General features: G+C 72.3%; 20 protein-coding genes and 1 riboswitch. Of the genes, 15 read left to right on the plus strand and 5 right to left on the minus strand.

Annotated elements, in window-relative coordinates; translation table 11 throughout:
- Window positions 1-24 precede the first annotated feature (24 nt).
- Window positions 25-225: an antitoxin gene (locus ACIRB4_RS21350; RefSeq protein ID WP_403293379.1), complete on the minus strand. Its 201-nt coding sequence runs from the start codon at window positions 223-225 to the stop codon at window positions 25-27.
- 216 nt (window positions 226-441) lie between these two features.
- On the opposite strand from ACIRB4_RS21350, the gene ACIRB4_RS21355 reads away from it, so the two are divergent.
- Both ACIRB4_RS21355 and ACIRB4_RS21360 read left to right on the plus strand, forming a co-directional pair.
- Entirely contained in the window at window positions 442-1,227 is a 786-nt protein-coding gene (locus ACIRB4_RS21355) for an HNH endonuclease family protein (RefSeq protein ID WP_403293380.1), read from the plus strand.
- A gap of 235 nt (window positions 1,228-1,462) precedes the next feature.
- Complete coding sequence (locus tag ACIRB4_RS21360) at window positions 1,463-2,209, plus strand: N-acetyltransferase (protein ID WP_403293382.1); 747 nt, start codon at window positions 1,463-1,465, stop codon at window positions 2,207-2,209.
- A 108-nt stretch (window positions 2,210-2,317) separates the two neighbouring features.
- Here ACIRB4_RS21360 and ACIRB4_RS21365 read toward each other — a convergent pair whose 3' ends face one another.
- Window positions 2,318-3,076: a hypothetical protein gene (locus tag ACIRB4_RS21365; RefSeq protein WP_403293384.1), complete on the minus strand. Its 759-nt coding sequence runs from the start codon at window positions 3,074-3,076 to the stop codon at window positions 2,318-2,320.
- Between the two features lie 189 nt (window positions 3,077-3,265).
- Entirely contained in the window at window positions 3,266-4,087 is an 822-nt protein-coding gene (locus ACIRB4_RS21370; RefSeq protein WP_403293385.1) for a DUF4190 domain-containing protein, read from the minus strand.
- A 185-nt stretch (window positions 4,088-4,272) separates the two neighbouring features.
- Here ACIRB4_RS21370 and ACIRB4_RS21375 point away from each other — a divergent pair, with 185 nt between their 5' ends.
- The 5 genes from ACIRB4_RS21375 (at window position 4,273) to ACIRB4_RS21395 (ending at window position 10,624) form a co-directional block, all read left to right on the plus strand.
- Window positions 4,273-6,471 (plus strand): N-6 DNA methylase, encoded by a 2,199-nt coding sequence (locus ACIRB4_RS21375; protein WP_403293386.1) that lies wholly within the window; start codon window positions 4,273-4,275, stop codon window positions 6,469-6,471.
- 119 nt (window positions 6,472-6,590) lie between these two features.
- Window positions 6,591-7,223, plus strand: a complete 633-nt coding sequence (locus tag ACIRB4_RS21380; RefSeq protein WP_403293388.1) for a hypothetical protein — start codon at window positions 6,591-6,593, stop codon at window positions 7,221-7,223.
- The gene (locus tag ACIRB4_RS21385; RefSeq protein WP_403293389.1) at window positions 7,220-8,737 is read left to right on the plus strand and encodes a protein kinase; all 1,518 of its coding nucleotides are present in this window, start codon (window positions 7,220-7,222) and stop codon (window positions 8,735-8,737) included. The genes ACIRB4_RS21380 and ACIRB4_RS21385 overlap by 4 nt, the downstream gene beginning before the upstream one ends.
- Before the next feature lie 60 nt (window positions 8,738-8,797).
- Window positions 8,798-10,069, plus strand: a complete 1,272-nt coding sequence (locus ACIRB4_RS21390; protein WP_403293513.1) for a phosphatidylserine/phosphatidylglycerophosphate/cardiolipin synthase family protein — start codon at window positions 8,798-8,800, stop codon at window positions 10,067-10,069.
- Between the two features lie 138 nt (window positions 10,070-10,207).
- The gene (locus tag ACIRB4_RS21395) at window positions 10,208-10,624 is read left to right on the plus strand and encodes a hypothetical protein (protein ID WP_403293391.1); all 417 of its coding nucleotides are present in this window, start codon (window positions 10,208-10,210) and stop codon (window positions 10,622-10,624) included.
- A 26-nt stretch (window positions 10,625-10,650) separates the two neighbouring features.
- On the opposite strand, the gene ACIRB4_RS21400 is transcribed toward ACIRB4_RS21395, so the two are convergent.
- Complete coding sequence (locus ACIRB4_RS21400; protein ID WP_403293393.1) at window positions 10,651-12,993, minus strand: YfhO family protein; 2,343 nt, start codon at window positions 12,991-12,993, stop codon at window positions 10,651-10,653.
- A gap of 125 nt (window positions 12,994-13,118) precedes the next feature.
- Here ACIRB4_RS21400 and ACIRB4_RS21405 point away from each other — a divergent pair, with 125 nt between their 5' ends.
- The 4 genes from ACIRB4_RS21405 to ACIRB4_RS21420 all read left to right on the plus strand — a co-directional run bounded on the left by ACIRB4_RS21405 (window position 13,119) and on the right by ACIRB4_RS21420 (window position 16,247).
- A complete protein-coding gene (locus ACIRB4_RS21405) occupies window positions 13,119-14,081 on the plus strand; it encodes a glycosyltransferase family 2 protein (RefSeq protein WP_403293395.1) in 963 nt (320 codons plus the stop codon).
- A gap of 10 nt (window positions 14,082-14,091) precedes the next feature.
- Window positions 14,092-14,508: a GtrA family protein gene (locus tag ACIRB4_RS21410; RefSeq protein ID WP_403293396.1), complete on the plus strand. Its 417-nt coding sequence runs from the start codon at window positions 14,092-14,094 to the stop codon at window positions 14,506-14,508.
- An 81-nt stretch (window positions 14,509-14,589) separates the two neighbouring features.
- Complete coding sequence (locus tag ACIRB4_RS21415; protein ID WP_403293398.1) at window positions 14,590-15,234, plus strand: SurA N-terminal domain-containing protein; 645 nt, start codon at window positions 14,590-14,592, stop codon at window positions 15,232-15,234.
- A gap of 44 nt (window positions 15,235-15,278) precedes the next feature.
- Entirely contained in the window at window positions 15,279-16,247 is a 969-nt protein-coding gene (locus ACIRB4_RS21420) for a nucleoside triphosphate pyrophosphohydrolase (RefSeq protein WP_403293400.1), read from the plus strand.
- Between the two features lie 89 nt (window positions 16,248-16,336).
- On the opposite strand, the gene ACIRB4_RS21425 is transcribed toward ACIRB4_RS21420, so the two are convergent.
- Window positions 16,337-17,548, minus strand: coding sequence for a globin domain-containing protein (locus ACIRB4_RS21425; RefSeq protein WP_403293402.1), 1,212 nt, complete (start codon window positions 17,546-17,548; stop codon window positions 16,337-16,339).
- A gap of 330 nt (window positions 17,549-17,878) precedes the next feature.
- On the opposite strand from ACIRB4_RS21425, the gene ACIRB4_RS21430 reads away from it, so the two are divergent.
- The 4 genes from ACIRB4_RS21430 to eno all read left to right on the plus strand — a co-directional run bounded on the left by ACIRB4_RS21430 (window position 17,879) and on the right by eno (window position 23,021).
- The gene (locus ACIRB4_RS21430; protein WP_403293404.1) at window positions 17,879-19,141 is read left to right on the plus strand and encodes a cytochrome P450; all 1,263 of its coding nucleotides are present in this window, start codon (window positions 17,879-17,881) and stop codon (window positions 19,139-19,141) included.
- 114 nt (window positions 19,142-19,255) lie between these two features.
- Window positions 19,256-20,260 (plus strand): transglycosylase family protein, encoded by a 1,005-nt coding sequence (locus ACIRB4_RS21435; protein ID WP_403293405.1) that lies wholly within the window; start codon window positions 19,256-19,258, stop codon window positions 20,258-20,260.
- Window positions 20,261-20,474: 214 nt separating this feature from the next.
- Window positions 20,475-20,694: riboswitch (cyclic di-AMP (ydaO/yuaA leader) on the plus strand.
- Window positions 20,695-20,697: 3 nt separating this feature from the next.
- On the plus strand, window positions 20,698-21,393 hold the full coding sequence (locus ACIRB4_RS21440) for a transglycosylase family protein (RefSeq protein ID WP_403293408.1): 696 nt from the start codon (window positions 20,698-20,700) through the stop codon (window positions 21,391-21,393).
- 341 nt (window positions 21,394-21,734) lie between these two features.
- Window positions 21,735-23,021: a phosphopyruvate hydratase gene (eno, locus tag ACIRB4_RS21445; protein ID WP_403293410.1), complete on the plus strand. Its 1,287-nt coding sequence runs from the start codon at window positions 21,735-21,737 to the stop codon at window positions 23,019-23,021.

Genomic DNA, 23,021 nt, shown 5'->3' on the forward strand with positions numbered 1-23,021 from the left:
CACCGTCCGTGGGGATCCGTGGGATCAGGTCGGCGGCTGCTGGTCGCGCCGTTCCTGGTCCGTCATGCCCAGCCGGTCCTCGACCCGTCGCTGGCCCTGGTCGACCTGGTCCGTGTACTTGCCGCCCGTCCTGTCGTTGACTTGCTTCTCGGCGGCGTCGGACGCCTTCCTGGTCTTCTCCGGATGCTGGCTCATCATTCCCTTGAGCTTGTCCATGATCCCCATGGGTCACTCCTTCGGAAAGGGGACATACAGCGCATTCGACGCTACGCGCCCCACGCCGAATCCGCGCGCCGAACGGCTTGATGGTCTGGACCACGAGACGGCCTGATTAGGATCGTGTCCCACGGTGATACGTCTCAGGGGCGGGGTGGTCGAGTGACCGAGGCGTGTCTCATACGAGGCGGTCTCTCGCCGGATGGCCGACGCAAGGGGGCGGAAATGACGGGACGTGCGATCCGGGCCGCGCGGGGGCGTGGGGTCGCGGCCGTACTGGTTCTCGGCGTGGCGCTGACGGGCTGCACGGGAAGCGGTCTGTCCGGCGAGAGCGGCGAGAACGGCTCATCGGGCGAGGGCTCATCGGCCTCCGGCGGGCAGGGAACCAGCCCCTTGGTCAACCCGGACGGAACGAAGCCGGGGCTGGCCGCGGTCTCCTCCGACAAGGACAGGGCGGCGGCGCGTGAACTGATCGCCAAGGTGTCCACCAAGGGCCGGGGCCCGAGGACGGGGTACGCCCGGGACGAGTTCGGCTACGCCTGGATGGACACGGCGGACGGCGTGCCGCTGGCCCGGAACGGCTGTGACACGCGGAACGACGTGCTGAGGCTCGCCGGTCGAGAGGTCATGTTCCGTACCGGTTCGGACTGTGTGGTCGTGTCGATGACGCTGCACGACCCGTACACCGGCAAGGACATCGCCTGGAAGAAGGCCAAGGCCGCCGAGGTGCAGATAGACCACGTGGTGCCGCTGTCGTACGCCTGGCAGATGGGTGCTGCCCGCTGGGGCAGGGAGAAGCGGCAGCGGCTGGCGAACGACGTGCTGAACCTGCTGCCGGTCTCGGGCTCCACGAACTCCGCGAAGCGCGATTCCGGTCCGGCGTCCTGGCTGCCGCCGAACAAGGAGATCCGCTGCTCGTACGCGGTGCGGTTCGCGCAGGTGGCGCTGAAGTACGAACTGCCCGTCACCGCCCCGGACAAGAGCAGGATGATCCGCCTGTGCGGAGGCTGAGGGCAGCCCAGAGGCGGCCAGGTGGCCGCCCGGCCTGCCCGGCGGCGCGGGCGACACCGGCGAGGGCCGTCGCCGTGTGCGGGGGGCGAAGTGCCGCGCGAAGCCCTCGAAGGCCTCGTGGCGGCCGCTTTGCGCCAGGTGCGGCCCCACAGCGCTCACGCGGGTGCCCTGGCCATGCCCAGTTGCCGTGGGAAAACCGCTTGGGGAGTGCCGGACCGGTGGTTAGCCTGCGCGGATGGAGCTGAAGATAACCACCCTCGCCGAACGCCCCGAACTCCAGGGGCCGATGTGGCAGATGCTCGACGTATGGCCGGAGTTCATGCTCTACGACCCGATCGGCTGGGCCAACATCGGCCGGATCGTCGCCGAGCTGCCGGAGTACGTCCTCGTCGCCACCGACGCCGAGGGGAAGGTCGTCGCGCGCGCCCTGAGCGTGCCCTTCCAGCTCCGGGCCGAGGGCCGCGGCGAACTGCCCGCCACCGGCTGGGACCAGATGCTCCTGTGGGCCTTCTCCGACAAGCGGCACGGACGGATCCCCGACACCGTCAGCGCCATCGAGGTCACCGTCGACACCCGCATGATGGGCCGCGGCATCTCGGCCATGATGCTGACCGCCATGCGGGACAACGCCAAGCGGCTCGGCTTCACCGACCTCGTCGCCCCGGTGCGCCCCAACGCCAAGCACCTGGAGGCCGGCGCGCTGATGAGCGAGTACGCCTTCCGTACGCGCGAGGCGGACGGTCTGCCCCACGACCCCTGGCTGCGCGTCCACGTCCGTGCGGGCGGCACGGTGGAGGGCGTCGCCCCGGTCTCGATGACGATCGCCGCCGCCCTGGAGGACTGGCGCAAGTGGACCGGGCTGCCCTTCGACACCGACGGTCCGGTCGAGGTCGAGGGCGCGCTCGTCCCCGTCCACTGCGACACCGCGCGCGGCTACGCCGTGTACGTCGAGCCGAACGTCTGGGTGCGCCACCGGCTGTGAACGGCGGCCGGGGTGTGAAGGTCGCCTTTTCCGGCGTCCTTCACACCCCTCCCGCACACCCGTACCCCCCGCGGGGCTCTCGCCCCCGGCGAGCCCCCGTCCCTTCGACTAGCCCTGCTCGTCGAGCACGTCCTTGGCCGGCGGGGCCTTCGCCGCGACCGGCTTGTCGTAGTCGGCGAAGGTGATCGTGCCCGGCTCCTCGCCGCCCACCGTCACGATCTTCAGGATGCGCGGTTCGCCCTCCGTGGCGACGTAGAGCGTCGTCTTCTCCTTGTCGAACGCCTGGGTGAGCATCAGCGCCTTCCTGCCGCCGACGGTGGTCTCCTCGCCCTTCACGGAGAGGTCGAGCCCTTCCTCGAAGTCGCTCAGGAGCGCCTTCAGATCGCAGAGTGCGAGGCTGTCCTTCGCCTCCGGGTCCGTCACCGGCGTCTTCACCCAGCGGCCCTTGAGCTCCTTGAGCATCGCCTCCCGCATCTCGGCCGACTCGCCCTTCGCCTCCTCGCGCAGGAACGCCTCGTCGAAGCGCAGGTAGACGACCTTCGAGTCCGGCTTGATCAGCTCCGCCGTGCCCGTCGTCCCGACGGTCAGGGTGCCGGCGCACTTCCCCTGGGTGTCGAGTGCCAGATACGCCTTCATCGGCCCGTCGGTCGTCTTCAGCGCCAGGTCGAGCGTGAGGGAGTCGGCGGTCTTCGTCGCGGCGATCGCCTTGTCGGCGATCTGGGGTCCGGACAGCTGCCCGAAGGGACCGGCGGCCTTCGGGTCGTCGGAGAACGGCCCGCAGGCGGCGGCGCCGAGCGCTACGGCGGCGCAGAACGCGGCGGCGAGCGCGGTGCGGCGGATCCGGGGGCGGTGGGCGGTGACAGACATGAGTGGTACTCCGGGGGTGGGGATACGAGCGGCACGGGGGGGTGCCGGATGGTGCCGGCGCTGACGAGTGCTCGGGCGAGTGCTCAGGCGAATGCTCGGGCGAGTGCTCAGGCGGGTGTTGCCGGGTGTCGCCGGGGCCTGCCCGGTCCTGGCGGCGCGTGACGGTTACTGCCGTGGGTCTGCCGGAGGTCAGCCGATCTTCAGCTCCCACTGGGAGGCGTTGTGCCCGAGGCCCGGGGACACGTCGACCGAGAGGCTCCTGGCGTCGGCCGGGGCGTCGAAGGCGTAGACGACCGTGGCCTTCTTGCCCGGCAGGATCGTGCCGCTGAAGCCGGTGCCGACCTTCTCGTCGTAGATCTGCTCGGCCGCGACCCCGTCCTTGCCGGCGCGGGCGTCCAGCGTCGCCAGGCCGGCGTCGAACTTCTCCTTGCCGCCGTTCTCGATCACCACGGTGACCTGGTACGCCTTGTTGCCCTCGGTGTGTCCGCTCGCGCCCTCACCCGGGGAGTACGCCCTGGCCTCCGAGACGGTGACCTTGATCCCGTCGTCGTAGACCGAGGCCTTTCCGGCCGCGAGGCCCTTGGCGGCGTCGGTGGCCTTGCCGCCGCCCTCCGCCGCGCCGGGCTGCCCCGACGACGGGTTCTTCGGCGCGGCGTCGACCACGGCCCTGTCGATCTCGTCGACCGCGTCGCTGACCGCCGTGAACGTGATCACCGCGCCGACCACCGAGAGGACCAGGGCCGCGAGACCGAGGATGGCCCCCGTGAGCGCCGCGCCCTTGTTGTTCGCCTCACCGCGCTTCACCCGGCCCTTGCCGACCAGGCCCAGGACCAGGGCGATCAGGCCGAGGACGCCCGCCAGCCAGAAGAAGAAGGGGACCAGTCCGGAGACCGTGCCGATGATGCCGAGGATCAGAGCCGCGGTGCCGAGCCCGTTGCGGAACGCCGTCGTGGCCGGCCCGGTCGGCGGGGTGGGCGCTGCGGGCTGGAAGTGCGAAGTGTCATGTGACATGGCTGTGTCCTCCCGGACCGGTCGACTGGACTGGAGCGATGGATCAATAACAGCAGAGCCTGTGAACCGAGTCAACACGGTTCACAGGTCTTGATCCTACGCACGCTGTGAAGTGGCTTGCTCCGGGTTCGTCGGTACTATCGGGGCCACAGCGCCAGCAGCGGGGAACGAGGGGAGTCGGTCAGGTGCCGGACAGCACGACAGAGGTGACCGCCGCGGGGATCGCCCGGCTCGCCGGGGTGGGCCGGGCCGCCGTGAGCAACTGGCGGCGCCGCCACCCCGACTTCCCCCGCCCCGTCGGCGGCACGGAGACCAGCCCCTCCTTCGCCCTCGCCGACGTCGAGGAGTGGCTGCGCGCCCAGGGCAAGCTCGCCGAGGTCCCCTTGCGCGAGCGGGTCTGGCAGCAGGTCGCGGGCCACCCGGCCGGTGCCGTCACCGCCCTCGCCCACGCGGGCGCCGTCCTGCTGCTCGTACGCGACCGGTCCGCGGCCTGGCCGGTGCTGGCCGCCGTCCCCGACGAACGGCTCGCCGGGACGCTGACGGTCGCCCTGGAGGAGGCGCTCACCGAGCGGTTCGGCCCCGAGCGCAGCGAGATGGGGGTCCCCCCGGCCGGAGGCCGGGGGAGGGCCGTACGCACCCCCACCGCCGCCGAACTCGCGCCGTCCCTCCCGCTCGTGCGCGCGACCGCCGACCTCGCCGCAGAGACCGGCGCCCGCCAGACCTTCGAGTTCCTCCTCGGCCGGTACCTCGACGCCAACCCCCGCCAGTACACGCTGACCCCGCCCGGCCCCGCCGCCCTCATGGCCGCCCTCGCCGCCACGGGCACCGAGGGCCGTCCCACCGTCCTCGACCCCGCCTCGGGCACCGGCACCCTGCTGCGCGCCGTCGAGCACCCCGCCGCCCTCCACGGGCAGGACGCCGACCCCGACCTGGCGGCCCTCACCGCCCTGCGCCTGGCCCTGGCCTGCGACGCCGACATCCGCGTACGGACCGGCGACAGCCTGCGCGCCGACGCCTTCCCGCACCTCGCGGCGGACGCCGTGCTGTGCCACCCGCCCTTCAACGAACGCAACTGGGGCCACGACGAACTGGCCTACGACCCGCGCTGGGAGTACGGCTTCCCGGCCCGCACGGAGTCCGAACTCGCCTGGGTCCAGCACGCCCTGGCCCGCCTGCGCCCCGGCGGCACGGCCGTCCTGCTCATGCCGCCCGCCGTCGCCTCCCGCCGCTCCGGCCGCCGCATCCGCGCCGACCTGCTCCGCCGGGGCGCCCTGCGGGCCGTCGTCGCGCTGCCGGCCGGCGCCGCACCCCCGTACGGCATCCCGCTCCACCTCTGGGTGCTGCGCAAGCCGGCCGCCGGTGTCAGCGCCTCCCAGGAACTCCTCCTCGTCGACACCACGTCCCTCGCCGCCGAACAGACCGGCGGCGGCCGCGACAAGCTCGACTGGCAGGCCGTGCACACCGCCGTCCTCGACGCCTGGCTGCCGTTCGCCGAGGCCGGCACCGTCGCACCGGCCCCGGGCGCGAGCCGGTCCGTGCCCGTCATCGAACTCCTCGACGACGACGTCGACCTGGCGCCCGCCCGCCATCTGCCGCCCCCGGCCGCCGGAGGCGGCGCGGCGGACCTGGCGCGGGTCCGCGACCGCCTCGCCGAGACCCTCGGCCGCACCGTCGCCCTCACGCCGCCGCCCACGTCACCCGCCTCCGCCGAGCCCGCCGCCGCCCGGCTCACCGGCGTCACCGTCGGCGAGCTCGCCCGCACCGGCGCCCTGGAACTGCGCGCGGGCGGCGCGGGTGCCCTCGGCGGCACCACCCCCAGCCTCACCGCCACCGCCGACCAGGCGACGGCCGGTGGGGGAGCGAACGCTGCGGACGCGGCCGGTCCGGGCCCCGACGGCCGGGGCCGGACCGGCCGGTTGCTCACCGAGCACGACGTCCTCGCCGCCCAGCCCCCGTCCGGCACGCTCCCCGAAGGCCCCTCCGAGGAGCCCGTCCTCCTCCGCGCCGGCGACGTCGTCGTCCCCGTCCTCGGCGGCGGCTCCGTCGCACGGGTCGTCGACGCCGCCACCGCCGGAGCCGCCCTCGGCCGCAACCTCCAGCTCCTGCGCCCCGACCCGGCCGCACTCGACCCCTGGTTCCTGGCCGGATTCCTGCGCGGCACCGCCAACAACCGCCAGGCCAGCAGCTACGCCTCCACGGCCACCCGGCTCGACGTCCGGCGCCTGCAACTCCCGCGCCTGCCCCTCGCCGAGCAGCAGCGGTACGGCGAACGGTTCCGCAGACTCGCCGAGTTCGAGGACGCCCTGCGCCTGGCGGGCCGGCTCGGGGAGCAGCTGGTCCAGGGCCTGTACGACGGTCTCGCGGACGGCACCGTGGCCCCCTGACGGCGGCAGCGGCGCCGCCGGTGCTCGGTTCGGCAACGGTTCCGTACAACCCGGAGGCCGCTGTCCGTGTCGGTGTATACGCTCGTCCCCGCCACCGACCCTTTCGAGCAGGAGCAGGAATGTACGGCCCCGGCCATGTGCCCCCGCAACCTCCGCGTGCCCTTCCGGCGTCCGTCGTCGTGCTCCGCGTCGTCTTCACCGTGCTCCCGCTGCTCAGCATCGGGTTCCTCACCTGGGCGACGATGCTCCGGCTTGCCGTCGTGACCCGCCGTACGCTCGACTGGGTCCTCTGCGCCGTCTCGGCGGCCGTCATGATCACCGGCGGGGTCCTGCTGCCCGAGAACGTCGAGACGACGCGGGCGGACATCGCCGTGGGCCTGATCATCCTCAACGCGATCGTGTTCGCGGCGTACTTCCTCGTCGCCGACATCCGGCACGACAAGGTCCGCCTCGCGTCGGCGGGTGCGGTGGCCTACCCGCCGTACGCGACGACGGTCCCGCGGCACCAGGCCGGTCACGGCTACCCGCCCGCGTACCTCCCGGCACACGCCCAGCCGCAGGCCCTGCCCCAGCCCCAGCCGCAGGCCCTGCCCCAGCCCCAGCCGCAGAGCCCGCCTCAGCCGCAGGCCCCGTCGCGGTCCCAGACCCCGCCCCCGCCGGAGGTCCCGCCCCGGGCCGGCCCCCGCATCGACCAGGTCCGCGCCGAGCTGGACGAACTCAGCCACCTCCTCCGTAAGGAAGAGGGGAAGTGAACGGACGCGTCATCGGCGGCCGTTACGAACTGTCCGCGATGATCGGCCAGGGCGGCATGGGCCAGGTCTGGACGGCGTACGACGGACGGCTCGACCGTCGCGTCGCCGTCAAGCTCCTGCGCCCCGACCACATGGCCGCCGCCACCGCCGCCGACGAGATGCGGCGCCGCTTCGTCCGCGAGTGCCGGGTCACCGCCCAGGTCGACCACCCCGGCCTGGTCACCGTCCATGACGCCGGCGGCGACGGCGACGACCTCTACCTCGTCATGCAGTACGTCGAAGGCGCCGACCTCGCCGACCATCTCGCCGAGCACGACCCCTACCCCTGGCCCTGGGCGGTCTCCGTCGCCGCCCAGCTGTGCGCGGTGCTCGCCGCCGTGCACGCGGTGCCGATCGTCCACCGCGACCTCAAGCCGCGCAACGTGATGGTGCGCCCCGACGGCAGCGTCACCGTCCTCGATCTCGGCGTCGCCTCCGTCCTGGACACGGACACCACCCGCCTCACCCACACCGGTTCACCGATCGGCAGCCCCGCCTACATGGCGCCCGAGCAGGCCATGGGCGGCGCCGTCGGCCCGTACACCGACCTGTACGCGCTCGGCGTCCTGCTCCACGAACTGCTCAGCGGGAACGTGCCCTTCGCCGGTTCCACGGCGCTCGGCGTGCTGCACCGGCATTTGTACGAGCCGCCGGTGCCGGTCCGCCGGCTGCGGCCCGAGGTGCCGGAGGCGCTGGAGGCGCTCGTCCTGCGGCTGCTCGCCAAGGACCCCCAGCACCGGCCGTCCGGCGCGCACGAGGTGTACGAGGCCCTGCTCCCGCTGCTGCCCGCGCGCGGCGCCCCCGCGGGGCCGCTCGATCCGACCCGCCCCTTCCTGCGCCCGCACGCGCCCTGGCCCGACCGGGCCTCGGCCCCGCCGCCACCGCCCGCGCCGCCCGTCGGGCCGCCCGTCTCCCGACCGGACGTGGCCGCCGCCGTCGACGAGGTCAAGCGGCTGCTCGGCGAGGGCTCGATCACCCAGGCCGTCGACATCCTCGGCGGCATCCTGCCCGCCGCCGCGGCCGAGCACGGCGAGCACTCGCCCGTCGTCCGCATCCTGCGCAAGCAGTACGCGACGACCCTGATGGACGACGGCCAGTACCGCCGCGCCCTGCCGGAGCTGCGCCGCCTCGCCGAGGACCGTACGGCGGAGGCGGGACCGGCCGACCCGCAGACCCTGCAGTTCCGCTACGACGCGGCCCAGTGCCTGGAACAGCTCGGGGAGACGGCGGAGGCGCTGGCGGAGTACCGCGCCCTGCTGCCGTACGTCGACAACGGCGCGGACCCGGCCCGCGCCTTCGACATCCGCAGGCGGATCGGCAACCTCCTGCTGGCGACGGGCGACCACACGGCGGCCCACCAGCACCTGCGGGCCCTGCTCTACGACACCGAGCGCGTCTACGGCCCGTACCACGCCCTCCCGACCGACCTCCGGCGGGCGCTGGCGCGGCAGCAGCAGATGGGCCCCCTCGGCTGAGGGGGTGACCCGTAGCACCACACCAAGATCGGAATCCGGGCGATGATCGGCCACGTGACCATGCGAAGAAGCAGTTTCAAGACCCTGGCCGCCTCCCTCGCGCTGGGCGCGCTGCTGGCGGCCACCCCGGCGGCGAGCGCTGAGCCGGTCGTGGCCGTCACCACCGGCCCCGTGTTCAACGACCCGTCGGGTGACGTGACCGCCGAAGGGCGGATCCTCAGCCACCTGGGGCGGCTCGTCGACGGAGCCGAGCCGGGGTCGTCCATCCGGATGTCCCTGTACCTCTACGGGTCGCAGTGGCTGACCGAGCGGCTGCTGGCCGCCCACGCGCGCGGGGTCACCGTCCAGGTCGTCCTGGACCACGACACCGCCGGCTATCCGGCCGTCGGAAACCTGCGGAACGGGCTGAGCGGGGAGTCCTGGGTCCGGATCTGCAAGGCGGAGGAGGCCTGCCTCGCCAAGGACCCGGGCACCACGTCGACGGACCCGGACGGCTGGTACGCCAATGTCAACCACAACAAGTACTTCCTGTTCTCCCGTACCAAGGGCAACGGCACCGTCCCGGTGGACGACGTGGTGGTGCAGTCCTCCGGCAACCTCATCGAGCAGGACCGCACGAAGCTGTGGAACGACGCGATGACGGTGGCGGGCAACAAGGAGCTCTTCGACGCGTACACGGCGTACTTCGCGGACCAGGCCGGGGCGGCCGCCGGGGAGCGGCCGCAGGTCGACGACTACCCGCAGACGACGCAGGCGGGCCCGGCCAAGGTCTACTTCTTCCCGCGCTCCACCACCGACGTGGTCGTCAACGTCCTCAAGACGGTCGCCCAGCCGGTCGGCACGGCGGCCGCCTGCCACGGCAACGACCCGGGCGTCGGCACCTCCGACGGCCGGACCAGGATCCGGATCGCGCAGGGCCACATCACCCGTCCCGAGGTGGCCGAGCAGCTGTGGATGCTCGCGGACGCCGGCTGCCACGTCGAGATCGTCTACCGCAAGCTCGACAACTGGCCGCTCGACGCGCAGAAGTTCCCTGTGCGCGTGGCGGACTGGCTCGCCAGGCCGACCGCCAAGGGCCGCATCACCCTGCACCAGCTCCACAACGACGAGCGCGGCGGCACGGGGACGCACACGAAGTACCTGCTGATCGAGGGGACGTACCTCGGTGGCGCGAACAAGAAGATCGTCTTCACGGGCAGCCACACGTACACGGGCATGGCGCTGAAGGTGAACGACGAGGCGATGCTGAAGTACGAGGACGCGGCCGTCTTCGACGCGTACGCACGGAACTTCGAGGCGCAGCGGGCGGCGGCCGTGGCGGAGGGCATGTAGGAAGGCGCGAGGGCTGACGGGTCGGCAGAATCACGACTCCGTATCTGATTCCGAAGCGGAGTGGTTGGGTCCGTTTTGCGTGTTCCGCGGGATGTAGCGTTCGCGTTCGATCATGTACACGTCCCCAAGGAATCCTTCATGACCACGCCGCCCCAGCAGACCCCTGACCAGCCGCTCGCGCCCGCCGGCCTGGCCGCGCCCGTCGAACCCGTCGCTCCCCACGAGCCCGCGAAGAAGAAGGGCGGCCTGGGCAAGAAGATCCTGGGCGTCGTCGTGGCGATCGCGGTCGCCCTCGGCGTGAAGTTCGGTTACGCGGCCATCAGCGGCGACCTCCCCACGCACGCCGAGGCCGGCGACTGCATCACCGTGACGGGCCCGGACAACGACCCCAAGGTCGAGACCAAGGCGTGCACCGACAAGGCGCCCGACCTCTACAAGGTCACGAAGGTCCACAAGGGCACCTTCGACGTGAACAAGTGCGGCGGCGTGACCGCGCTCGCGCAGGAGTGGGACTACGAGAAGTTCGTCCTCTGCCTGGAGCCCGTCAAGAACTGACGCCCGCCCGCCCCTGGCGCCCCGCTTCACACCCCCGGCTCACCGCCTGACGCCCCCGACCGCCGCCGCGCCCCCCGCTTCCGTCGCACGTGCGCCCACAGCAGGACCAGCGCGGCCGCGATCCCCACCCCGAGGCCCGCCCGCAGGCCCGGAGTCCGGAAGGCGCAGTTCACCGAGGTGCCGCCGTCCGTACGGACCGCCAGCAGGCCGCCGTACGACTCCGCCGGGCGGCCCTCGCACCGCCAGCCGGCGATCCGGGGGGCCGCCACCACGACCGTTCCCCGCATGCCCGGGGGCAGTTCGGCCCGGATGCCGCTGTCCGTGACCCGTACGGAGGTCGGAGCGGTGGCGCGGAGGGCGGTCACCGCCGTCGCCAGCCGTGACCGGTCCAGGCAGCCGACCTCGCCCCGGGGGCCCCGGCCCGTCAGGACCGGGCGCCCGCCCTCCGCCCACTGCGGGCCCAGGGAGACCATCGCCGCCCGCCTCTTCGGCTGCCCGCCCAGGAGCTCCACCGCACGCCCCCCGAGGCGGGCCGTGCCCGTGAAGTCCGGGGCCCACAGGAAGACCTCGCTGCCGACGGGACAGACCCCGGACCCCGGAAGCTCGTACACCCGGGCCCCCAGCAGCAGCTCCTGGTTGCGGAAAGGGGACGGCCCGTACGCCGGCGGCGCGGCGCCCTTCGGCCGTACCGTCACCAGGGGGAGCACCGTCTCCGACCGGACCACACCGCCGTCCCGCCACCGCGCGCCCACACCGAACAGCGCGTCCGTCACCGGATTGTCCAGGCTCAGCAGGTTCCGCCCCCGCGAGGTCCAGCCGCCGCCCAGCGCCGCCATGGTCCGCGTCAGCACCGCCGGGGTGTGGCTGCTGTAGTACGCGCCGCCCTGCCCGCCCAGGAGCAGCGGATCGTTCCCCGCGACCCTGGGCAGCCCCGAGTCCGTCCGGTACGCGGGCCAGCCGTCGGCCTCCGCGAGCGCCGCGGCCCGGCGCTCGTGCTCGGCGCCGTACGCCGGGTAGTCGTCGAGGTGGGCGAGCCGCTTCCGGTCCGCGTACGCGGTCGTCGCCGCCGCCTGTCCGACCAGCACGCCCACCAGGAGCACCGCCGCCACGCGCGCGTACCGCCCGCGCCGGGGCAGCAGCAGCGCCCCGACGACCGTCGCGCACCCCGCCCCGAACAGCAGCAGCGCCCAGCCGTTCACCAGCGGGCTGACCAGGGCCGCCGCGGCGACCGGCACCATCACACCGGCACCGCCGAGCAGCGCCCGCCGGTCCGGCAGGCCGCGCGAGAGACCGGTCCAGGCGGCGAGGACGAGGACTCCGGTGAGGACGAACGTCTGCCGGTACGGACTGCCGTTGGGCGTGGCGAAGACATGCCAGACGAGATGCGTCGGCGCCCACTGCATCGACACGGCGACCGTCGCCACCAGGCCCGCCCACAGCCACCGCTCCCGCCGCGGCACGTCCCGGCGCAGGAGCAGCGATCCGACGAGCAGCGGCACGGCGGTGAAGACGAACATCGCCGGAGTGGAGTAGCTGTACGTGACCGGGAGCAGCCGGGCGAGGAAGTCCGGCCAGTCGGCGGGGACGAACTCCTTGGTGAGGCCCGGGTAGGCGTGCCGGGAGCTCAGGAGGACGGGTACGAGGAGGGGCGCGGCGAGCCCGACGCCGAGGCCGGTCGTCCTGACCGCCCGCCCCACCGCCCGTACCCCGAAGGAGTCCGTCTCCACCAGCCGGACCAGCAGCACCAGGGCGGCCGCCAGCGTGGCCATGTACGCGGTGTAGAAGTTCGCGACCCAGCACACGGCGACGGCGAGCGGCCCCAGGAGCGGCCGCCGGCCCTCCCGTACCCACTCGCCCACCAGGCACAGCAGCGGGAAGGCGATCAGCCCGTCGAGCCACATCGGGTTGTACGTGGCCTCGGTGACGGCCCAGCCGCACAGGCCGTACGAGGCGCCGAGCAGCCCGGCCGCCCACCATCCGCCCGGACGTGTGCGGAGCAGCACGCCGGCCATCACGGCGGCCGCCACCGCCATCTTCAGGACGGTGACGGCGTAGACGGCGTACTCGATGTCCTGGCGCGGGAACAGCGCGACCAGCGGGGCGAACGGGCTGGTCAGATAGGTGGAGAGGTCGGGCAGGAAGCCGGTGCCCCAGCCGGAGCCCCAGTTGAGCTGCAGCCCGCCGTCGGCGCGTCCGTGCAGCAGGTCCCAGAGGTGCGCGTGGTACGGCACGAACTGGTTGGCCAGGTCGTTGACGCCGCGCCGGCGCGGGCCGAAGGGGAAGGCGCGGGCGACGGCGTCCCCGGCGCACACGGCGAGCACGGTGAGGAACGCGGCGAGCCCCGCGGCGCGTGCTGTCCGGACGTCCATGATGGTTCGAATATGCCAGTGCGAGAGGCGAAATCATGCGCGACCGCGGCCAGTTCATTCAATGGTCGCCTCGCGGTCACGTCGCGAATCCACCGTCGCCATCCGGCTCGGTTGTCGTTTCCACCGTGCTGCTCTCGATTGTGGTTCCGTGCTTCAACGAAGAGGAGATCATCGGCCGCTTCCACGACCATGTGATCACCGAACTCGCCCGCTTCGACGGCGAATTCGAGCTGGTCTATGTGGACGACGGAAGTCACGACCGTACGCTCCCGCTCCTGGAGGAGATCGCCGCCTCCGACCCCCGCGCCCGCTATGTCTCCTTCAGCCGGAACTTCGGCAAGGAGGCGGCGATGCTGGCGGGGCTCCAGCACGCCCGGGGCGACGCCGTGGTCATCATGGACGCCGATCTCCAGCATCCGCCGGAGCTCGTGCACCGCATGGTGGCGCTGCACGCGGAGGGATACGACCAGGTCATCGCCCGCCGGACCCGGACCGGCGACCGGGTGACCCGTACGGTCACGGCGCGCGCCTACTACTGGGCGATCAACCGGCTGGTGGACGTCGAGCTGGTGGACGGGGTCGGCGATTTCCGGCTGCTTTCCCGCCGTACGGTCGATTCGATACTCGAACTCACCGAGTACAACCGTTTCTCGAAGGGGCTCTTCGCCTGGGTCGGATTCCGCACCACCACATTCGAGTACGAGAATGCGGTACGTGAGGAGGGCCGCTCGAAATGGACCTTCGGGAAGCTCCTCAACTACGGCCTCGACGGCCTCCTCTCCTTCAACAACAAGCCGCTGCGGGCCGCCGTCTATCTCGGAATGATCCTGGTCTCGGTGGCGCTGGCGTACGCGGCCTGGATCGTCGGTGTCGCGCTGGTGAACGGCGTGGACACCCCCGGCTACGTCACCCTGCTCGTCACGGTCACGGCGCTGGCCGGCGTGCAGATGGTGATGCTCGGGTTGGTGGGGGAGTACGTCGGCCGGATCTACTACGAGGTGAAGCGGCGCCCGCACTTCCTGGTGAAGGCGACGAACGTGGGGCTGCCGGCCCGGCAGCGGCGCCCGGAGGAGCTCGTACGGCGATGACGGTGACCCGATGACGGTGACCTGGCAGGTGGTGCGCTTCGCGCTGGTCGGGCTCGTGAACACGGCCACGTACTACGGCCTGTACCTGCTCTTCATGCGGGCGATGCCGTACCTGGCCGCGCACGTGGCCGCGTTCCTGCTGTCCATGGTCGGCTCGTTCTTCCTGACCTCGTACTTCACGTACCGCACCCGCCCCACGTGGCGGAAGTTCCTCCTCTTCCCGCTCACGAACGCGGCGAACTTCGTGATCACCACGGTCGGCATCTACCTGATGGTCGACATCGCGGGCCTCGACTCCCGCTACGCCCCTCTCCTGGCGGCCGCGGCGGCGGTCCCGGTGACCTTCCTGGTCTCCCGGACGATCATGTTGCGACCCGACACCACCCGAACGCGCGAGTCGTTGACCGAAACAGTCGCTTCGAAGTAGTGGCCCCGGCCACGTCGACTGCCTAACATCGATCACCGCAAGGTCGTTCTACGTACGCACGACCCACGCCGGGAGGCTCCTTTGCACCGCCGCACTGCGCTCTCCGTCTCCGCCGCGCTTCTCGCCGTGGCCCCGCTGCTCGCTGCCTGCGGCAGTGACGCCCACCCGGGGGCCGCCGCCGTCGTCGGTGGGGAGCGGATCGAGGTGTCCAACCTCCAGGCGCAGGTGCGGGACGTGCGGAGCGCCCAGCAGAGCTCGCCGCACGCCGCGGAGCTGATCAAGGCCACCGGTGACCTCAGCCGCGAGAAGCTCAACGTGATGATCTTCGACCGGGTCGTGGAGCGGGTCGCCGCCGATCACGGGATCACCGTAGGGCGCGGCGAGATCCAGAAGGCCCGGGGCGAGTTCGCCAAGCAGAGCGGCGGCGAGGCGCAGCTCGCCGGGATGCTCCTCCAGCAGCAGGGCGTCGCTCCCGACCAGATCGACGGCGTCGTCCGCCGCACCGTCCTGATGAACAAGATCGCCGCCAAGCTCGGCGTCTCCAACACCCCCGAGGGCCAGAAGAAGCTCACCGAGGTCTTCACCGCCGCCTCCAAGGCGCTCGACATCGATGTGAACCCCCGCTTCGGCGCCTGGGACCACGACAAGATCCAGCTCGGCACCTACACCGCGCCCTGGCTGCGGCAGATCAGCCAGGCCCCCCAGGCTCAGGAGGCGGGCGCGTAGGGCCTCTCGTCCGGCCCCCACCCGGCCCCACGTAAGGTCGAAGGGTGAACGCCGAAGCACCCGTCGAGACCGGTCGTGTCGTCCTGCTGACCGCCAGCCACCGCGTGGCCCCCGGACTGCTGTCCTGGCCCGCCTGGCAGACGCTGCACGCCGCCGACCGGGTGGTGTGCGCCGACGAGCACCACCCCCAGCTGCCCTATCTGCGCGACGCCGGGATCACCGTCGAGCACGCCCGCCCCGACGCGCGGGACCTCGTCGACGCCTGCGCCGGAGGACGCACCGTCGTCGTCCTGCCGTCCGGCGAGGGCGACCAGGCCCTGACGGACGGCCTCGCCCGGCTGGCCGGCTCCGGCGGGGTCGCCATGCCCGACCTGGAGCTGCTGCCCGGCTCGTACGACCTGCCCGGCGCCCGCCTCCTCGACCTCGTGCAGGTCATGGACCGCATCCGCCGCGAGTGCCCGTGGTCCTCGCGGCAGACGCACAAGGGGCTCGCCAAGTACGGCATCGAGGAGGCGTACGAACTCGTCGAGGCGATCGAGGCCGGCGACCGCGTCGAGCTGCGCGAGGAGCTGGGGGACGTGCTGCTCCAGGTCGTCTTCCACGCCCGGATCGCCGAGGAGCACGAGGAGGAGCCCTTCTCGATCGACGACGTCGCCGGGACGATCGTCGAGAAGCTGATCCACCGCCATCCGCACGTCTTCGGCGACGCGACCGCCGAGACGCCCGAGGACGTCAAGGCGCACTGGCACCGCGCCAAGGCGATCGAGAAGCAGCGCGACTCGGTGACGGACGGGGTCCCGCTCGGCCAGCCCGGTCTCGCGCTCGCCGCGAAGCTGGCGGGCCGGGTCCGCACGGCCGGTCTGGACGTGAAGCCGCCGTCCGGCGAGGGCGTCGGGTACGCCTTGCTCGCCCTCGCCGCCGAGGCGGAGGCGGCCGGCGTCGACCCGGAGGCCGCGCTGCGGGCCGCCGCCCGTGCCTACCGCGACACGATCCGCGCGGCGGAGGGCCTGTAGAAGGGGGCCCAGCGCCCCAGGGCCCCCAGCCCCCGGCTGAGCGCCGCGCGCCCCGCCCCCAATCCCCCCGGGCCCCGTCCTCCCGTCGCTCACCGCCCGCGCGGGTCCCGCGCCTCCGGGTCGTGCCAGAGGAGGGCCGGCGGTTCGATGAGCCGCTCCGCACGGGTCGCCGGGCGCGGGTGGAGCCGGTCCACCGCCGGGAGGCGGTCGTGGAAGATCCGGGCCGGGTCGGCGCCCAGGGCCTCCACGACGGGCGTGACCTCGTGGAGGAAGCCGGGGGGCCCAGCGAGATAGACGTCGTGCCGGGGCCAGTTCCCACACGTGTGCAGGGCGTGGACCAGCCGCTCGGTGGCCTGGTCGCGGGGGCGGCCGGGCGCGGAGGCGATGTAGGTGACGTGCAGCCCGGGTATCCGTTCCTTCAGGCGCTCGACATCCTCCCGCCCGTACAGGTACTCCTTCGCCCGCGCGGCCACGAAGAGCCGTGCCTCCGCGCCGCCCTCCCGCGCCGCCACCTCTTCCAGGAGCGCCTTCACCGGCGCCCAGCCGGTGCCGGCGGCGACATAGGTCCGTGGCGCGCCGGGCTCCGTCCGTGCGGTCAGCGCACCGCCCGGGGCGCTGAGCCGCAGCGTCTCGCCGGCGCGTGTCCGGGCGACGAGCGCCGTGCTCATCAGTCCGCGCGGCACCTGGCTGATGTGAAGGTCCACCGTCCCGTCCACGCGGGGCGCGTTGGCGAGCGAGTACGTCCGCCAGACCCGGGGGACCCGCAGCGAACTGACGCCGGTGTACTGCCCCGGCCGGTACGGGAACGGCTGCCGCGGCCGCAGGGTCAGCACGGCCAGGTCCTCGCCGCGGCGGGTGTGCGCGACGACGTCGGCGTCCCACCAGGCCGGCTCGCCCCGCCCGGCCGCCTCCTCGGCCCCGCGCATCATCAGGTCGGCGATCCGCCCGTACGCCTCGGTCCACGCCTTCTCGGCCTCGACGCTCCACGCGGCCCCGGCGGCGTGCGCGAACGCGGCGACCAGGCTGGTCCCGACGGCCGTGTAGAACACGGGCGCGGCGAGGAACTTGCGGTGATCGCGCCCCAGACGCGCGAGATAGCCGGGGAGGCCGGGGTCCTCCAGGCGGTTCACGACATGGGTGAGCGCGGCGAAGAGCCGGTCGCGCTGGGGCCGCAGGTCCTCGGGGAACAGCTCGCGGATGCCCGGGTTGTGCCAGAACAGGTGGGAGTAGAAGAAGGTGACGGCATGCTCCGCCCGTCTCTCGACGACGGCGAACGTGCTTCTGAGCAACTGAGCGTCCACGGGAGCATCTAATCCCGGATCTCCACGCCAGGGACGCGGACGGACACACGCGTGGTCGCCACCCGGGCGGGACGGGACACGCCCGTGGTCGCCACCCGGGCGGGACGGGACACGCCCGTGGTCGCCACCCGGGCGGGACGGGACACACCCGTGGCCGCCGCCCCGGCACCGCCGCCGCCACCCGGCGGCGCGCCGCGCGTAGGGACCGGCACACACCCGTCGCCGCCGCCCGGCCGGGGAACGACACCCGTCGCCGCCGCCCTCGCGGGCGGACGGACACACCCATGGCCCCCGCCCAGCCCCCCAGACGCGGCGATTACTGTCGGGCCCATGCACGACCAGCCCTCCGCCCCCGGCGGCTCCGCCGCCCCCGCGCTCTTCACCTGGGAGTTCGCGACCGATCCGTACCCCGCCTACGCCTGGCTGCGCGAGCACGCGCCCGTGCACCGGGCGAAGCTGCCCAGCGGGGTCGAGGCGTGGCTGGTGACGCGGTACGCCGACGCGCGGCAGGCGCTCGCGGACCAGCGGCTGTCGAAGAACCCCGCGCACCACGACGAGCCGGCGCACGCCAAGGGGAAGACCGGGATCCCCGGCGAGCGCAAGGCCGAGCTGATGACGCATCTGCTCAACATCGATCCGCCCGACCACACCCGGCTGCGACGCCTGGTGTCGAAGGCGTTCACGCCGCGCCGGGTGGCCGAGTTCGCGCCCCGGGTGCAGGAGCTGACCGATCAGCTCATCGACGGGTTCGCGGAGAAGGGGAGCGCCGACCTCATCCACGAGTTCGCCTTCCCGCTGCCCATCTACGCGATCTGCGACCTGCTCGGCGTTCCGCGCGAGGACCAGGACGACTTCCGTGACTGGGCCGGGATGATGATCCGGCACGGCGGAGGGCCGCGCGGCGGGGTCGCGCGGTCGGTCAAGAAGATGCGCGGGTACCTCGCGGAGCTGATCCACCGCAAGCGGCTCGATCCCGGGGACGACCTGATCTCGGGGCTCATCAAGGCCTCCGACCACGGGGAGCACCTCACCGAGAACGAGGCCGCGGCGATGGCCTTCATCCTGCTCTTCGCCGGCTTCGAGACCACGGTCAATCTGGTGGGGAACGGGGTGTACGCCCTGCTCCGGAACCCCGGCCAGCGGGAGCGGCTCCAGGCGTCGCTCGCGGCGGGGGAGCGGGGGCTCCTGGAGACGGGGGTCGAGGAGCTGTTGCGCTACGACGGACCGGTCGAGCTGGCCACCTGGCGGTACGCCATGGAGCCGCTGACCATCGGCGGGCAGGAGATCCCGGCGGGCGACCCGGTCCTGGTCGTACTCGCAGCCGCCGACCGCGACCCGGCGCGGTTCGACCGGCCGGACACCCTCGACCTGTCCCGGCGCGACAACCAGCACCTCGGGTACGGGCACGGCATCCACTACTGCATCGGCGCCCCCCTCGCCCGGCTGGAGGGACAGATCGCCCTCGCCACCCTCCTGACGCGGCTGCCGGACCTGCGACTTGCCGTGGATCCTGCCGATCTGCGGTGGCGCGGAGGGCTCATCATGCGCGGATTGCGCACGCTTCCGATGGAGTTCGAACCCCTTGTCCGCTGACGGACCGTCAAGACTGTGACTTTTACGTGATCTCCGCTGCATCGACTTGTGACTGACGTTCGAATGCCGCTACGTTCACCGTCAATCTCAGCCGTCACGCGAAAGGCATTCCGCATGCGCTCCGGGAACGGACGTCACCGCAGACCCCGCCAGGCCCCCGCCATCGTCGTCGCCGCAGGCGTGACCGGATCGGCCCTCGCGCTGCCGCTGCTCGGTGCGGGCTCCGCCTCCGCCGCCGACGCCGCCACCTGGGACCGGGTGGCCGAGTGCGAGTCGGGCGGCCTGTGGAGCGCCAACTTCGGCAACGGGCTCTACGGCGGGCTCCAGTTCACCCAGGAGACCTGGGAGCGGCACGGCGGCCTCGCGTACGCCTCCAGCGCCGACCTGGCCAGCCGTGCGCAGCAGATCGTGGTGGCCGAGAAGGCGTTCGCCGCCGGCGGCACGGAGTGGGACACCTGCGCCCCGATCGCCGGCCTGACGAACGACGGCACCGCCCCCGAGGTCGACCCCGGGCCGGCCCTCGTGCCGGAGGAGCCCACGGGCCCGGTCGAGGAGTCGAACCGCACCACGGGCCTTCCGATCGCCCCGACGGCCACCGAGGCTGCCCCGACGGCTCCCGAGGTCCTCCCGACCGCCCCGACGGCCCCCGGGACCGTCCCGGCCACTCCCGCCGCCCCCACCGCGCCCGCGACGCCGGACGCCTCGACGGGCGCCGTCACGCCGTCCCCCACCGCCCCCGGGGCATCGGTCACGCCGTCCGCGCCGGCCGCCCCCGGCACCGGCAAGCACCGTGGCGACGCCGCTCCCGAAGAGACGGGCATTGCGGACAGCAGCGGAGAAACCGGTCGCCACGCCTCGCCGTCCGCGGGGACTGACGGAGTGACAGGTGAGGTGACCGCCGGTACGGGTGCGGAGAATACGGACACTCAGGGCACTGCGGACGAATACACCGTCAAGCCCGGAGACAATCTCGCCGAGATCGCTCAGGAGAACGAGCTCCCCGGCGGCTGGACCGCCCTCTATGACGCCAACCGCCGGACGGTGGGCGGCGATCCGGATCTCATCCTCCCTGGTCAGAGCCTCGACCTGACGCCCGAAACCGCCCCTGCGCAGGGCTAGTTCGGCAGCTTATGTCCGGTTCTGGCCAAGTGAGACATGGGTCTCTTTGTCGCGACCGGCGTGTTCCGTCCGCAAACTTTGCTTCCGTCACCTCTCACCTGCGCAAACGCTGTTCGGTACAGGGCAAGTAAGGGCGATTTCTCCCCTATAGACGTCTTTGAACTTCGCGGGGGTCTGTGTCTACGGTCGTGACCGCTCGCCACCGCGGGCCCCGTCGACCGAAACGCCGAATCCTGCCGTCGGTTGATGGGAACAGTCGTCGCGCAAGCGCCGTAGGCAGGAGCGGGGGACCCAAGGTAAGCGCCGGTTCCCGGCCGTCGAGACAGACGGACGGAAGGCCGGCTTGGGGTGGAGCCGCGTGCTGGTCACGCGGCCGGACAACTCACTTGGTCCGAACCCGACAGCTCACCTCGCAGGCGTCGGTGAGGAGAAATCGCATGCTGCTTTCCGGTAAGGGCAAGCACCGCCGTGCTTCCAAGGCCACCCGCGCCGTCGCACTCGTCGGCGTCGCCGGTGTCGCCGTCGCCGCCCCGCTGATGACCGCCGGGTCCGCCTCGGCCGCCACCGCCTCCGAGTGGGACGCCGTCGCCCAGTGCGAGTCCGGCGGCAACTGGTCCATCAACACGGGCAACGGCTACTACGGCGGCCTGCAGTTCTCGGCCTCCACCTGGGCCGCCTACGGCGGTACCGCGTACGCCTCCACCGCCGACAAGGCCTCCAAGTCGCAGCAGATAGCGGTCGCCGAGAAGGTCCTGGCCGGCCAGGGCAAGGGTGCCTGGCCGAGCTGCGGCGTGGGCCTCTCCAGCGCCGCGTACAACGGCGGCTCCGCCGAGCAGGCCGCCCCCGCGCAGCAGGAGCGTCAGGCCGAGCAGCCGACGACCCGCAGCGAGTCGCGCACCGCGCCGAAGGCCGCGCCCAAGAAGGCCGAGTCGAAGAAGACCGTCACCACCCCGACCGGCAAGAAGGTCGCGAAGGGTGACGGCGAGTACAAGGTCGTGACCGGCGACACGCTGAGCAAGATCGCCGCCGCGCACGACGTCAAGGGCGGCTGGGCGAAGCTCTTCGAGCTCAACAAGGACATCGTCGACGACGCCGACCTGATCTACCCGGGCCAGCAGCTCCACCTGAAGTGAGTCAGGCGGCCCGCGTGAGTCCGGCGGCTCACACGGGTCCCGGGGGGCGTCTCGCCCCCACGACCCTCCCGCGGTGACCACCCCGGTCCGGCGCGCCCTTCCCCCGTGCGCGCCGGACCGGGGTTCCGCGCGTTCGAGCCCCGCCCGCCAAGGCTCCCGCCTCGTTACCGTCCAGTAGTTCTGAGGTCGTTCGTCCATAGATGCATGCCCTTGGGTCCTTTTTCGTCCCAGCGGGCGGGCGCCCGGCTGGCTGGAGGCCGGGAGCCGGTTAGGCTCTTGTCGCAAGGCCAAAGAGACCCTGCACCGCATGCGTCACATCTAGCTTCACATCCCAGAAGGAGATGCTCGTGCCGTCCATCGACGTCGTCGTAGCCCGGGAAATCCTGGACTCCCGAGGCAACCCCACGGTCGAGGTCGAGGTCGGCCTCGACGACGGCAGCACCGGCCGTGCTGCTGTTCCGTCCGGTGCCTCCACCGGTGCGTTCGAGGCCCTCGAGCTCCGCGACGGTGACCCGAACCGCTACCAGGGCAAGGGTGTCGAGAAGGCCGTCCTCGCCGTCATCGAGCAGATCGGCCCGGAGCTCGTCGGCTACGACGCCACCGAGCAGCGCCTGATCGACCAGGCGATGTTCGACCTGGACGCCACCCCGGACAAGTCCTCGCTCGGCGCCAACGCCATCCTCGGCGTCTCCCTCGCCGTCGCGCACGCCGCCTCCGAGGCGTCCGACCTGCCGCTCTTCCGCTACCTCGGCGGCCCGAACGCGCACCTGCTGCCCGTTCCGATGATGAACATCCTGAACGGCGGCTCGCACGCCGACTCCAACGTGGACATCCAGGAGTTCATGATCGCCCCGATCGGCGCGGAGTCCTTCTCCGAGGCCCTGCGCTGGGGCACCGAGGTCTACCACACCCTCAAGTCCGTCCTGAAGACCAAGGGCCTGTCCACCGGCCTCGGTGACGAGGGCGGCTTCGCCCCGAACCTGGACTCCAACCGCGCCGCGCTCGACCTCATCGTCGAGGCCATCAAGCAGGCCGGCTACGTCCCGGGCAAGGACATCGCGCTGGCGCTCGACTGCGCCGCCTCCGAGTTCTACAAGGACGGCTCGTACGAGTTCGAGGGCAAGTCCCGCTCGGCCGCCGAGATGACCGAGTACTACGAGGAGCTCGTCGCCTCCTACCCGCTGGTCTCCATCGAGGACCCGCTGTTCGAGGACGACTGGGCCGGCTGGAAGGCCATCACCGAGAAGCTGGGCACCAAGGTGCAGCTCGTCGGCGACGACCTGTTCGTCACCAACCCGGAGCGCCTGGCCCGCGGTATCGAGGAGGGCTCCGCCAACGCCCTGCTGGTCAAGGTCAACCAGATCGGTTCGCTGACCGAGACCCTGGACGCCGTCGAGCTGGCCCAGCGCAACGGCTTCAAGTGCATGATGTCCCACCGCTCCGGCGAGACCGAGGACGTCACCATCGCCGACCTCGCCGTCGCCACCAACTGCGGCCAGATCAAGACCGGCGCCCCGGCCCGCTCCGAGCGCGTCGCCAAGTACAACCAGCTGCTGCGCATCGAGGAGATCCTCGACGACGCCGCGGTGTACGCCGGCCGCAGCGCGTTCCCGCGCTTCAAGGGCTGA

The organism is Streptomyces sp. NPDC093600, assembly GCF_044764755.1.
GTDB lineage: Bacteria > Actinomycetota > Actinomycetes > Streptomycetales > Streptomycetaceae > Streptomyces.

What these genes read in the sequence shown, in the direction of transcription:
- ACIRB4_RS21380 (WP_403293388.1), top strand. Translation starts at nt 6,591, where the DNA reads ATGTACGGCCCCGGCCATGTGCCCCCGCAACCTCCGCGTGCCCTTCCG.
- eno (WP_403293410.1), top strand. Translation starts at nt 21,735, where the DNA reads ATGCTCGTGCCGTCCATCGACGTCGTCGTAGCCCGGGAAATCCTGGAC.
- ACIRB4_RS21410 (WP_403293396.1), top strand. Translation starts at nt 14,092, where the DNA reads ATGACGGTGACCTGGCAGGTGGTGCGCTTCGCGCTGGTCGGGCTCGTG.
- ACIRB4_RS21370 (WP_403293385.1), bottom strand. Translation starts at nt 4,087, where the DNA reads ATGTCACATGACACTTCGCACTTCCAGCCCGCAGCGCCCACCCCGCCG.
- ACIRB4_RS21365 (WP_403293384.1), bottom strand. Translation starts at nt 3,076, where the DNA reads ATGTCTGTCACCGCCCACCGCCCCCGGATCCGCCGCACCGCGCTCGCC.
- ACIRB4_RS21350 (WP_403293379.1), bottom strand. Translation starts at nt 225, where the DNA reads ATGGGGATCATGGACAAGCTCAAGGGAATGATGAGCCAGCATCCGGAG.
- ACIRB4_RS21360 (WP_403293382.1), top strand. Translation starts at nt 1,463, where the DNA reads ATGGAGCTGAAGATAACCACCCTCGCCGAACGCCCCGAACTCCAGGGG.
- ACIRB4_RS21390 (WP_403293513.1), top strand. Translation starts at nt 8,798, where the DNA reads ATGCGAAGAAGCAGTTTCAAGACCCTGGCCGCCTCCCTCGCGCTGGGC.
- ACIRB4_RS21400 (WP_403293393.1), bottom strand. Translation starts at nt 12,993, where the DNA reads ATGGACGTCCGGACAGCACGCGCCGCGGGGCTCGCCGCGTTCCTCACC.
- ACIRB4_RS21395 (WP_403293391.1), top strand. Translation starts at nt 10,208, where the DNA reads ATGACCACGCCGCCCCAGCAGACCCCTGACCAGCCGCTCGCGCCCGCC.
- ACIRB4_RS21430 (WP_403293404.1), top strand. Translation starts at nt 17,879, where the DNA reads ATGCACGACCAGCCCTCCGCCCCCGGCGGCTCCGCCGCCCCCGCGCTC.
- ACIRB4_RS21440 (WP_403293408.1), top strand. Translation starts at nt 20,698, where the DNA reads ATGCTGCTTTCCGGTAAGGGCAAGCACCGCCGTGCTTCCAAGGCCACC.
- ACIRB4_RS21355 (WP_403293380.1), top strand. Translation starts at nt 442, where the DNA reads ATGACGGGACGTGCGATCCGGGCCGCGCGGGGGCGTGGGGTCGCGGCC.
- ACIRB4_RS21435 (WP_403293405.1), top strand. Translation starts at nt 19,256, where the DNA reads ATGCGCTCCGGGAACGGACGTCACCGCAGACCCCGCCAGGCCCCCGCC.